Source organism: Streptomyces sp. NPDC059900 (genome assembly GCF_050270335.1).
GTDB lineage: Bacteria > Actinomycetota > Actinomycetes > Streptomycetales > Streptomycetaceae > Streptomyces.
In genome coordinates this window covers 21125-33150 of record NZ_JBNNJZ010000047.1, presented here as the reverse complement: position 1 = coordinate 33150, position 12026 = coordinate 21125, and the positions used below count along the sequence as shown (strand labels likewise).

Here is a 12026-nt window from a genome sequence, read left to right as displayed (position 1 = left end):
CGTTGGAGGCCTTGTCGCCGTAGTCCGCGGCGACGAGCTTGATGGTCTTGCTGTCGCCGCTGTCGCTGTCACCGCCGCACGCGGTGAGTCCCATCGCCATCGCGAGCGTTGCCGCACCGGTGGCGAGCACTCGGTTCCTCATGTTGTTCAACCCTTCGACATCGGTGTCGACTTGAACGCGGGCAAAGGTCCCCCCGCGGCGCCGTGGCGCCGACATTACTCACGGCCGGAATTGCCGCAACAGGCCTAGACCACTTTCGTGGCCAAGCTGAAATCACCTGCGCGGGAGGTCACTTGAGAGCGCCCGCCGTCAGGCCTGCCTGCACCTGCCGCTGGAACACCGCGTACACGACGAGCACCGGAACCATCGCGATCGTCAGGCCCGCGAAGAGCGCGCCCCAGTCCCCCCGGTAGCCCTGCGACACGGCGAGCGTGGCGAGCCCCTGCGGCAACACGTAGCTCTTCTCCTCCTCGTTGTTGAGCAGCAGCGGAAGCAGGTACTGGTTCCACTGGCCGAGGAAGTTGAAGATGCCGATGCTGACCAGGCCCGGCTTGGCCATCGGCAGCATGATCTGGAAGAACGTGCGGGTGTGCGAGGCGCCGTCGACCATCGCCGCTTCCTGGACGCCGGTGGGCAGCGTGCGGAAGAAGGAGGTCAGGAAGAAGGTGGTGAAGGGCAGCGAGTACGCGATGTACGCGATCATCAGGCCGGGACGGGTGTCCAGGAGCCCGAAGTTCTCCATCACCGCGAAGAGCGGCACGAGCGCGAGGATGACCGGGAACATCATGCCGCCCGCGAAGAGCAGGAAGACGAACCGGTTGCCGGGGAAGGTGAAGCGGGCGATGACGTACGCGGCCATCGACCCGAGCAGCATCGTGCCGGTCAGCGAACCCGCCAGGATGATCAGCGAGTTGATCGTGTACTGGCCGATGTTGGCCTCGGTCCACGCGTTGGTGAAGTTCTCCCAGTGGAAGGAGTCCGGCCAGCCCATCGGATCGCTGAGGATGTCCACCGAGGGCCGGAACGCGGTGAGGGCGACCCAGATGAGCGGCCCGGCCGCGAGGATCACCCACAGGGCGAGGAACGCGTGCGAGAAGACGTTCAGCGTGGCGCCGCCCTTGGAACCCGTATCGGGGCGGGGCGCGTCGGCGGGCTCGGTGCGGGGCGCGGTTTTGGCGATGGTCATGATGCAGTGCTCCCGCGGTCTTTAGTATTCGATCCGGTCGCGATTCCCGATCCTCATGACGATCAGCGAGAACGCCATGCTGAGGACGAGGAGGACGACGCCGATGGAGGTGGCATAGCCGTACTGGCCGTCCCGGAATCGTTCGTAGAGGAAGACCGGGGTCACCTTCAGGACGTGCTCGGGCACCATGACCAGGACGATCGCGAACGAGTCGAGTGCCTGGATGCCCATATAGATCCAGCCCGTGCGGACGGTGTCCCAGATCAGCGGGAGCGTCACGTTGAAGAAGGTCCGCGAGCGTCCCGCGCCGTCGAGCAGCGCGGCCTCGTAGATGTCCTTGGGGATCGCGCCCATCGCGGCGGAGAAGAGGACCACGTAGAAGCCGACGAAGCTCCAGCAGAGCACGACGAGCACGGCGATGAGGGCCAGGCTCCGGTCGCCGCCGAGCCAGGCGGGGCCGTCGATGCCCACCTTGTCGAGACCGCCGTTGATCAGACCGCTGTTGGTGTTGAGGACGCGGCCCCAGACGACGGCGATGATGGCGACGGACAGGACCTGCGGGAAGAAGTAGACGACCTTGTAGAACGAGGAGCCCGCGACGCCCGCGATGGCCTGGCCCTTACGGTGCCGGCCGCCCGAGGTGATCATGTAGGCGAAGAACATGCCGAGCATGAGCGTGATCAGCGGGGCGATGACCGCGAGGGCGATGCTCATTTCGAGCGAGTCCCAGAAGCGCTCGTCGTTCCACATCTTCGTGAAGTTGTCGAACCCGATGAAGTTCGCCACCGGGCCGCCGGACCAGTCCGTGAACGAGTAGTAGATCGCCTGGAGGAACGGCGAGATCACGAACAGGACGTAGAACGCGAGAGGCAGCGTCAGGAAGCCCACGATGAAGCGGTACTTGTCGAGCGTGCGGTACCGCCGGTCGTACCGCACGCTCTCGGGGGTGAAGCGGGGCGGAAGCAGCACCGCCAGGAGGAACAACAGCCCGTTCGGCGCCTTGGGCTTCCGGTCCGGTGCCTTCTTCGAAGGTGGCGAATCGTCCACCCGGGTGTCAGTCTTCACGCCACTCCGCCCCGCCTCGCTCACGTGCCCGCGTTCTCGGTCGTTCCGCCGCTGATCAGGACTTCTTGACCTTGACGACGTCAGGGTCCTTGAGGATCCGGGCCCCGGCCTTCTCCATGATGTCCATGGCCTGCTTGGTGCCGATCTGGCCCAGCATGAACTTGGCGATCATGTTGTTGAAGTCCTCGCGGAACAGCTCGTTGTACCAGTCCATGTGCTTCGCGATGACGACGTTCTCGCCGGCGGCCTTGATCGCCGCCTGCACACTCGCCACACCGTGCGGCATCTTCTGGCCGTCGATGGCCCCCTTGACCACCGGCAGAGCGGAGAGCTCCTTGAAGTTGTTCAGGGCGGCTTCCTTGCTGTACATCGCCCGCAGCCACTCCAGGCCGCCCTGCCGGTTCTGCGCCTTCTCGGGGACGACGTAGAACTCACCGGCCGGCGCGTTGATCGTGCCGAACGGCATCTTGTCGCCCGAGTCGAGCGACGGGCTCGGGCCGAACGACATCCCGAAGTCCTTCGGGGTGGTGTCCTTGGCCTCGTTCTCCACCCAGGAACCGTTGGGCACGAAGACGCACTTGCCCCCCTTGGTCCAGGCGGTCTGCATCTCGGTGTGCGCCTCGGTGCCGTCGAATCCGGTCAGGACGTACTTCTTGGCGACCAGTTCCTCCCAGGCCTCGAAGACGTCCTTGACCGCGTCGTTCTTCCAGGCGCCCGGCTCGAGATAGTCCATGGCCGTGGTGATGTCGCGCCCCCCGCGCTGGGCGAACATCGTGTAGATGCTGAAGAACATGTACCGCGGGTGGCCGCCCGGGTAGCTCCAGCCGTGGATGCCCTTGGCCTTGGCCTTCTTGCAGACGGCCAGCATCTCGTCCCAGGTCTTGGGGTACTCGGAATCCAGGCCCTCCTCAAGGAGCTTCTTGGAGTAGAAGGTGCCGTAGACCGTCAGCGAGATGCCGGCCTGGAAGGTGCCGGGGCCACCGAAATTGCCGCTCGCTTCGACGGCCGGTTCCAGGATGTCGCGCACCTTGACGCTCGGGTCGTCCCACGACGGCGCGTCGAGCAGCTCGGTGAGGTCCGCCACCTGCTTGTTGGAGACCAGCTTGCCGGGGTTCATCTGGTCGGCGCCGGAGTTGTTGACGACGTCGGCCGTCGGGTTGCCGCGGACGATCTTCGGCTGCACCTGAGTCGCGATCTTCGTCGTCGACTTCTGGCCGGCGTCCGAGTCCGGGTACCGCTTCTTGTACATGTCGGTCACGAACTGGGCGTACTTGTCGCCGTAACCGCCGTTGAAGACGACCACGGCGAGCCCGGCGTCGTCCTTCACGCCGAGCGGGTTCTTCTTGGACTTCTCGCCCTTCTCCGCCTTGTTCTCTTCCCCGCCGCCGCTCGCGCAGGAGCTCAGCGCGCCCACGGCCGGTACTGCGAGAAGGCTGGTGGCCGCCGCCCTCTTCATCACGTCACGACGGTTGATGCTGGTGGATCCCATGCTCAAGTCCTCGCCTTCTCCAGGACTCAGGCGGCGTACGGCGCTCCCGACAGCTCGCCAGTGGCGAAGGGCCCGACACCGCGGGTCAGTTGAAGCTTGGTGGTGCTGCACGTGCGTCAACTACATGGCAAGGGCTCGCACCCGCCACTCAGGGTGCCGATAGGTATAGTCCACTTCTCGGCAGCAGAGCAAGATCGAATGCAGCTTGGGCCAGCAGTCTTTCCCGAGTTGAGACCTCGCGGAGACACGGACTGGTTCGTTCACGGCGTGAGCAAATTCAGCCGGGGAAATCGGCGGCGTCGGGACCCGTCGGCGCTTCCCCCTCCCTGATCTTCCCTGGCCCCTCCTCGCTCCTCGTTGGACTTTCTCCCCGGCCCCCTTGGACTTTCCCGGGACCACCACCGGCGCACCTCTGCTCACCTCTGCCACACCTCCGGCTCCACCGGCCCTTCCAACAGCCTTGACACCACCGGCAACTTGACGCCCTACTGGACCTTGCGCAGCCATGTGACAACGTTGTCCAACACTTGCAGGGAGGGGCTCGGGGATGCCGCACAGATCACGCAGACCTCGCTTCAGACACCACCGTTCGGCCGCCGTTCTCGGAGCGGCGGCGTTCACGCTGGTCGCCACGGCGCAGGGCGCCGCCGTCGCCAAGCCGGAGAAACCACCCAAAGCGGCACGGGAGTTCGTTTCTTCGTTCGAAGAAGGCGATGTGCAGCCCGACTGGCTGAACACCGTGGAAACCGGCCCGGACGGCAAGAAGAAGACCGCCGGCGTCAACGGCGCATTCAGCGCGGGCATCCCCGGCAGCGTGAACGACCACGTCACGGAGGTCCGCGCCAGCGGCGAGAACTCCGGCAGCGGCGAGGTCAAGGAGAACCTGACCGACGGCGAGCCCACCAGCAAGTGGCTGACCTTCGAGCCCACCGGCTGGGTGGAGTTCGATCTGGACGAGCCCGCCAAGGCCATCACGTACGCGCTCACGTCCGCGAACGACCACGACGAGCGCGACCCCAAGGACTGGACCCTCCAGGGCTCCACGGACGGCAAGGACTGGAAGGTCCTCGACACCCGCAAGGGCGAGTCGTTCGACAAGCGCCACCAGACGAAGAAGTACGACTTCGAGAACGACACGGCGTACGCCCACTACCGCCTGGACGTCACCGCCAACAACGGCGCGTCCGACGCCCTCCAGCTCTCCGACGTCCAGCTCAGCGTCGGCGGCAGCGAGAGCCCCGTCCCCGAGGACATGCTCTCCCTCGTGGACCGCGGCCCCAGCGGCTCCCCGACCGCGAAGGCGGGCGCCGGGTTCACCGGCAAGCGCGCCCTGCGCTATGCGGGCACCCACAAGGCGGACGCCCGCGGTTACTCGTACAACAAGGTCTTCGACGTCAACGTCTCGGTGCGGCGTGACACCGAGCTGTCGTACAAGATCTTCCCCTCCATGGCGGAGGGCGACCTCGATTACGACGCCACGAACGTGTCCGTGGACCTCGCCTTCACCGACGGCACCTATCTGAGTGACCTCAAGGCCGTCGACCAGCACGGCTTCGCGCTGACCCCGCAGGGCCAGGGCGCCGCCAAGGGCCTCTACGTCAACCAGTGGAACAACGTCGCCGCCCGGATCGGGCAGGTCGCGGGCGGCAAGACGGTGGACCGCGTCCTGGTCGCGTACGACTCCCCCAAGGGCCCGGCGAAGTTCCGCGGCTGGGTGGACGACGTCTCGCTGAAGGAGAAGGCCCCGGCGAAGCCGAAGGCCCACCCATCGGACTACGCGGACACCACCCGCGGCACGAACTCCAGCGGCGGCTTCTCGCGCGGCAACACCTTCCCCGCGACCGCCGTCCCGCACGGCTTCAACTTCTGGACGCCCGTGACCAACGCGGGCTCCCTGAGCTGGCTCTACGACTACGCGCGCGGCAACAACGCGGACAACCTGCCGACGATCCAGGCGTTCAGCGCGAGCCACGAGCCGAGCCCCTGGATGGGCGACCGGCAGACCTTCCAGATGATGCCGTCCGTCGACAAGGACACCCCCTCCGCGTCGCGCACCAAGCGCGCGCTGCCCTTCAAGCACGAGAAGGAGACGGCACGCCCGCACTACTACGGCGTGACGTTCGAGAACGGTCTGAAGGCCGAGATGGCCCCGACCGACCACGCCGCGATGATGAAGTTCACCTATCCCGGTGACGACGCGAGCGTCATATTCGACAACGTCTCGGAGAAGGGCGGCCTCACCCTCGACGAGGAGAACGGCGTCGTCAGCGGCTTCTCGGACGTCAAGTCCGGCCTCTCCACCGGTGCCACGCGCCTGTTCGTGTACGGCACCTTCGACGCGCCCGTCACCGCGGGCGGCAAGCTGGAGGGCGGCGGTGGCGGTGACGTCACCGGCTACCTGCGCTTCAAGCCCGGCAAGGACCGCACGGTCAACCTGCGTCTCGCGACCTCGCTCATCAGCCTCGACCAGGCCAAGGCGAACCTGAACAGCGAGATCCCCTCCGGCACCTCCTTCGAGCGCGTGAAGAACCGCGCGCAGAAGAGCTGGGACGACATCCTCGGCAAGGTCGAGGTGCAGGGCGCGAGCGAGGGCCAGCGCACCAGCCTCTACTCCTCCCTCTACCGCCTCTACCTCTACCCGAACTCGGGCTTCGAGAAGGTCACAGGGGCGAACGGCAAGTCGAAGTACCAGTACGCCTCGCCGTTCTCCCCGCAGACGGGCCCCGATACCCCGACCCACACCGGCGCGAAGATCGTCGACGGCAAGCCGTACGTCAACAACGGCTTCTGGGACACCTACCGCACCACCTGGCCCGCCTACTCGCTCCTCACGCCGAAGAAGGCGGGTGAGCTGGTCGACGGCTTCGTCCAGCAGTACAAGGACGGCGGCTGGACCTCGCGCTGGTCGTCGCCGGGCTACGCCGACCTGATGACGGGCACCTCGTCGGACGTGGCGTTCGCCGACGCGTACGTCAAGGGCGTGGACTTCGACGCGAAGGACGCGTACGACGCGGCCCTGAAGAACGCGACGGTCGTACCGCCGGGCAAGGGCGTAGGCCGCAAGGGCATGGAAACCTCCCCCTTCCTCGGCTACACCCCCAGCGAGACCCACGAGGGCCTGTCCTGGGCCCTGGAGGGTTACGTCAACGACTACGGCATCTCCCGCATGGGCCAGGCCCTCTACAAGAAGACGGGCGAGAAGCGCTACAAGGAGGAGTCGGAGTACTTCCTCAACCGCGCCCGTGACTACGTCCACCTCTTCGACGGCAAGGCGGCCGGCGAAGGCTTCTTCCAGGGCAAGGACAAGAAGGGCGACTGGCGCGTCCAGTCCGACAAGTTCGACCCGCGCGTGTGGGGCTACGACTACACCGAGACGAACGCCTGGGGCTACGCCTTCACCGCCCCGCAGGACTCCCGCGGCCTCGCCAACCTCTACGGCGGCCGCAAGGGTCTGGGCGACAAGCTGGACAAGTACTTCGACACTCCGGAGACCGGCTCCGCCGAGTTCGCGGGCTCCTACGGAGGCGTCATCCACGAGATGACCGAGGCACGCGACGTCCGCATGGGCATGTACGGGCACTCCAACCAGGTCGCCCACCACGCCGCCTACATGTACGACGCGGCCGGTGAGCCGTCCAAGACGCAGGAGAAGGTCCGCGAGGTCCTCTCCCGCCTCTACACGGGCAGCGAGATCGGGCAGGGCTACCACGGCGACGAGGACAACGGCGAGCAGTCGGCCTGGTACCTCTTCTCCTCGCTCGGCTTCTATCCGCTGGTCATGGGCAGCGGCGAGTACGCGATCGGTTCGCCGCAGTTCACCAAGATGACCGTGCACCTGGACAACGGCCGCGACCTGGTCGTCAAGGCGCCCAAGAACAGCGCGAAGAACATCTACGTCCAGGGCCTGAAGGTCAACGGCAAGAAGTGGACCTCGACGGCGCTCCCCCACAAGGAGATCGCGCGCGGCGGTGTCCTGGAGTTCGACATGGGCCCCAGGCCCTCGTCGTGGGGTACGGGCAAGAACGCCCAGCCCACGTCCGTCACGCAGGACGACAAGGTGCCGTCGCCGCGCGGTGACGCCATCAAGGGCGATGGCGCGCTGTTCGACAACACCTCGGACACGGACGCCACTTCGGCCTCCGTGGAGCTGCCGGTCGGCAAGGCGACGAAGGCGGTCCAGTACACGCTGACGTCGTCATCCGACAAGGCGAAGGCGCCGCGCGGCTGGGTACTCGAAGGCTCCGCCGACGGCGAGAAGTGGTCCCAGCTGGACAAGCGCTCCGGCGAGTCCTTCGCCTGGGACAAGCAGACACGGGCGTTCACCGTGGACAAGCCGGGTGAGTACGCGCACTACCGGCTGGTGCTCGACGGTTCGGCGACGCTCGCGGAGGTCGAGCTCCTGAGCTGATCCTTCCGCTGTGACGAGGGGGCGGGCGTGCACACGCACTCCCGCCCCCGCTCGTTTCGCGTGACCGTCGCGTGACCGGTACGACAGGGCCGCTCGGAAGCATCTGAGCTGCGGGGATGCCCCGCGACGGAGATCCAGAAGGAGACCAGCGCATGAACAAGCCTCGCCGCCTCAGCCGGCTCGTGCTCAAGCTCGCAGCAGTGGCGGCCGCCATGGTGCCGGCGCTCGCCGTGGCGCCGGGCGCGTCAGCCACGCAGCAGGAAATGGCCGCGCCCCCCAATGTCCTCACCTGCACCACGGACACCGACGGCTACTGGGGTCACGCCCACTGCACCAACAACACCGGTGTCGTGACGGCCTTCCGCGTCAAGGTGGTCTGCGGGGAATGGCCGGACGCGCGCGGAGACTGGAAGACGCTGAATCCGGGCGCTTCCGACGTGTCGAGCGCCCGCTGCTTCGGCGGCACGGGGGTCGGCAGCGTGAACTGGGAAGAGGGCTGATCGCTCGACAGCACGATGTCGCCGCGCCTAAGATCCACGGCGACATCGCGTGTCGGTCACCGGCTGGGTGAGGCATGGAGGTGTCAGGAGATGCCTTCTGGAGGCATTCCTTGTCAGTCGAGCTGAACCACACGATCATCCACGCCCGGGACAACCGGGAGTCCGCCGAGTTCTTCGCGGACCTGCTTGGCCTCGAAATCACCTCGGAGTGGGGCCCGTTCATCGCGGTGGAGCTGAGCAACGAAGTCACCCTGGACTTCGCCACCGTCCCCGCGGACAGGATCACCCCGCAGCACTACGCGTTCCTGGTCTCCGAGGACGAGTTCACGGCGGCGTACGAGAAGATCAAGGCCCGCGGCATCGAGCACTGGGCCGACCCGCGGCGGCAGCAGCCGGGCGAGATCAACACCAATGACGGCGGCCGGGGGGTCTACTTCCTGGACCCCTCCGCCCACGCCATGGAGATCATCACCGTGCCGTACGGCGGCTTCCCCGCGTAGTCCCCGAGCGCGTAGTCCCCAGGAACGCAGTCCCCGGGAACGACCGAGGGCCGCACCCCCGTGCAGGGGGTGCGGCCCTCGACTACTGCGTGCCGCCTGCTTACTTGCGGATCAGGCTGCGCAGCACGAACTGCATGATGCCGCCGTTGCGGTAGTAGTCCGCCTCGCCGGGGGTGTCGATGCGGACGACCGCGTCGAACTCCACACCGGTGTCGGTGGTGACCTTGACCGTGCTGGGCGTGGTGCCGTTGTTCAGCTCCTCGACGCCGGTGAAGGAGAAGGTCTCCTCGCCGGTCAGGCCGAGGGAGTCGGCGTTCTGGCCCTCGGGGAACTGGAGCGGAAGGACGCCCATGCCGATGAGGTTCGAGCGGTGGATGCGCTCGTACGACTCGGTGATGACGGCCTTGACGCCGAGGAGCGCGGTGCCCTTGGCGGCCCAGTCGCGGGACGAGCCGGAGCCGTACTCCTTGCCGCCCAGGATGACGAGGGGGGTGCCCTGGTCGATGTAGTTGCGCGAGGCGTCGTAGATGAAGGAGACGGGGGCGTCCTCCTTCGTGAAGTCGCGGGTGAAGCCGCCCTCGGTGCCCGGCGCGAGCTGGTTGCGCAGGCGGATGTTGGCGAACGTGCCGCGGATCATGACCTCGTGGTTGCCACGGCGCGAGCCGTAGGAGTTGAAGTCACGGCGCTCGACGCCGTGCTCCGTGAGGTACTTGCCGGCCGGGGTGTCGGCCTTGATCGCACCGGCCGGGGAGATGTGGTCGGTGGTGACCGAGTCGCCCAGCTTGGCCAGGACGCGGGCGCCCGTGATGTCGGAGACCGGGCTGGTCTCCATCGTCATGCCCTCGAAGTAAGGGGGCTTGCGGACGTAGGTCGACTCCGGGTCCCACTCGAAGGTGTTGCCGGTCGGGATCGACAGGGCCTGCCACTGGGCGTCGCCCGCGAAGACGTCCTGGTAGGACTTGTTGAACATGTCCTCGCCGATGGAGTTGGCGACGACGTCGTTCACCTCGGCCTCGGAGGGCCAGATGTCCGTCAGGTAGACGGGGTTGCCGTCCTGGTCCGCGCCGAGCGCGTCCTTGGTGATGTCGACCTTCATCGAACCGGCGATGGCGTACGCGACGACCAGCGGCGGGGACGCCAGGTAGTTCATCTTGACGTCGGGGTTGATGCGGCCCTCGAAGTTCCGGTTGCCGGAGAGGACGGACGTCACGGCCAGGTCGGCGTCGTTGACCGCCTTGGAGACCTCCTCGGGCAGCGGGCCCGAGTTGCCGATGCAGGTGGTGCAGCCGTAGCCGACGAGGTTGAAGCCGACCTTGTCGAGGTAGGGGGTGAGCCCCGCCTTGTCGAAGTAGTCGGTGACGACCTTCGAGCCCGGCGCGAGGGTGGTCTTGACCCACGGCTTGCGGGTCAGGCCCTTCTCGACGGCCTTCTTCGCGACGAGCGCGGCGGCGACCATCACGTACGGGTTCGAGGTGTTGGTGCAGGAGGTGATCGCGGCGACGGTGACGGCGCCGTGGTCGATCTCGTACGTCGAGCCGTCGGGGGCCGTGACCAGGGTCGGCTTCGACGGGACGCCGTTGGTGGTGGCCGGGGCGTCGGACGCCGGGAAGGACTCCTTGCCGGCCTCCTCGTCGTCCGCGACGTAGTTGCGCACGTCCTGCGCGAACTGCTGCGAGGCGTCAGCGAGGACGATGCGGTCCTGCGGGCGCTTCGGGCCGGCGATGGAGGGGACGACCGTGGAGAGGTCGAGCTCCAGCTTCTCGGAGAAGTCGGGCTCGGCGGCCGGGTCGAGCCAGAGGCCCTGCTCCTTGGCGTACGCCTCGACGAGCGCGACCTGCTGGGCGTCACGGCCGGTCAGGCGGAGGTAGTTCAGGGTCTCGTCGTCGATCGGGAAGATCGCGGCGGTGGAGCCGAACTCCGGCGACATGTTGCCGATGGTGGCGCGGTTGGCCAGCGAGGTGGCGGCGACGCCCTCGCCGTAGAACTCGACGAACTTGCCGACGACGCCGTGCTTGCGCAGCATCTCGGTGATCGTGAGCACGAGGTCGGTGGCGGTGGTGCCCGCGGGCAGCTCACCGGTCAGCTTGAAGCCGACGACGCGCGGGATGAGCATGGAGACCGGCTGACCGAGCATCGCGGCCTCGGCCTCGATGCCGCCGACGCCCCAGCCGAGCACACCGAGGCCGTTGACCATCGTGGTGTGCGAGTCGGTGCCGACGAGCGTGTCGGGGTAGGCCTGACCGTTACGGGTCATGACCGTACGGGCCAGCTTCTCGATGTTGACCTGGTGGACGATGCCGGTGCCCGGCGGGACGACCTTGAACTCGTCGAAGGCGGTCTGGCCCCAGCGCAGGAACTGGTAGCGCTCCTTGTTGCGGCCGTACTCCAGCTCGACGTTCTGGCCGAAGGCGTCCGCCGTGCCGAACTTGTCGGCGATCACGGAGTGGTCGATGACCAGCTCGGCCGGGGCCAGCGGGTTGATCTTGTCCGCGTCACCGCCGAGCTCCTTGACGGCCTCGCGCATGGTGGCGAGGTCCACGACGCAGGGCACGCCGGTGAAGTCCTGCATGATCACGCGGGCCGGCGTGAACTGGATCTCCTGCGACGGCTGCGCCTGGGAGTCCCAGGAGCCGAGCGCACGGATGTGATCGGCGGTGATGTTCGCGCCGTCCTCGGTGCGGAGCAGGTTCTCAAGGAGGACCTTCAGGCTATAGGGCAGCCGTGCGGAGCCCTCGACCTTGTCCAGCTTGAAGATCTCGTACGACTCGTCGCCCACGCGCAGCGTGCTGCGGGCGTCGAAGCTGTTCGCCGACACGACAGTCTCCTTCAGATTTTTTCGCGCGTTCCGTACATCCTGCCGCCACGACTCCTCGTCGG

Annotated in this window: 7 protein-coding genes; 3 read left to right on the top strand and 4 right to left on the bottom strand. The window is 66.9% G+C overall.

Features of this window, described 5'->3' with window-relative positions:
* Positions 1–290: 290 nt before the first annotated feature.
* From ACQKIP_RS10315 to ngcE, 3 genes are all read right to left on the bottom strand, one after another.
* Positions 291–1187, bottom strand: a complete 897-nt coding sequence (locus ACQKIP_RS10315) for a carbohydrate ABC transporter permease (protein ID WP_365858458.1) — start codon at positions 1185–1187, stop codon at positions 291–293.
* 21 nt (positions 1188–1208) lie between these two features.
* The gene (locus tag ACQKIP_RS10310; protein ID WP_365858739.1) at positions 1209–2123 is read right to left on the bottom strand and encodes a carbohydrate ABC transporter permease; all 915 of its coding nucleotides are present in this window, start codon (positions 2121–2123) and stop codon (positions 1209–1211) included.
* A gap of 184 nt (positions 2124–2307) precedes the next feature.
* Positions 2308–3741 carry an N-acetylglucosamine/diacetylchitobiose ABC transporter substrate-binding protein gene (gene ngcE, locus ACQKIP_RS10305; RefSeq protein WP_365858456.1) on the bottom strand — a complete coding sequence of 478 codons (1434 nt, stop codon included), beginning with the start codon at positions 3739–3741 and terminating at the stop codon, positions 2308–2310.
* Positions 3742–4288: 547 nt separating this feature from the next.
* Between ngcE and ACQKIP_RS10300 the strand changes: the two genes are divergently transcribed.
* From ACQKIP_RS10300 to ACQKIP_RS10290, 3 genes are all read left to right on the top strand, one after another.
* Complete coding sequence (locus tag ACQKIP_RS10300; protein ID WP_365858454.1) at positions 4289–8149, top strand: GH92 family glycosyl hydrolase; 3861 nt, start codon at positions 4289–4291, stop codon at positions 8147–8149.
* A gap of 152 nt (positions 8150–8301) precedes the next feature.
* Positions 8302–8649 carry a hypothetical protein gene (locus ACQKIP_RS10295; protein ID WP_365858452.1) on the top strand — a complete coding sequence of 116 codons (348 nt, stop codon included), beginning with the start codon at positions 8302–8304 and terminating at the stop codon, positions 8647–8649.
* Positions 8650–8759: 110 nt separating this feature from the next.
* Positions 8760–9149, top strand: coding sequence for a VOC family protein (locus tag ACQKIP_RS10290; protein ID WP_365858450.1), 390 nt, complete (start codon positions 8760–8762; stop codon positions 9147–9149).
* A gap of 100 nt (positions 9150–9249) precedes the next feature.
* Here the strand turns inward: ACQKIP_RS10290 and acnA are convergent, their stop codons facing one another.
* Positions 9250–11964 carry an aconitate hydratase AcnA gene (gene acnA, locus ACQKIP_RS10285; protein WP_365858448.1) on the bottom strand — a complete coding sequence of 905 codons (2715 nt, stop codon included), beginning with the start codon at positions 11962–11964 and terminating at the stop codon, positions 9250–9252.
* Between the last annotated feature and the right edge of the window lie 62 nt (positions 11965–12026).

What these genes read in the sequence shown, in the direction of transcription:
- ACQKIP_RS10315 (WP_365858458.1), bottom strand. Translation starts at nt 1,187, where the DNA reads ATGACCATCGCCAAAACCGCGCCCCGCACCGAGCCCGCCGACGCGCCC.
- ngcE (WP_365858456.1), bottom strand. Translation starts at nt 3,741, where the DNA reads ATGGGATCCACCAGCATCAACCGTCGTGACGTGATGAAGAGGGCGGCG.
- ACQKIP_RS10300 (WP_365858454.1), top strand. Translation starts at nt 4,289, where the DNA reads ATGCCGCACAGATCACGCAGACCTCGCTTCAGACACCACCGTTCGGCC.
- ACQKIP_RS10295 (WP_365858452.1), top strand. Translation starts at nt 8,302, where the DNA reads ATGAACAAGCCTCGCCGCCTCAGCCGGCTCGTGCTCAAGCTCGCAGCA.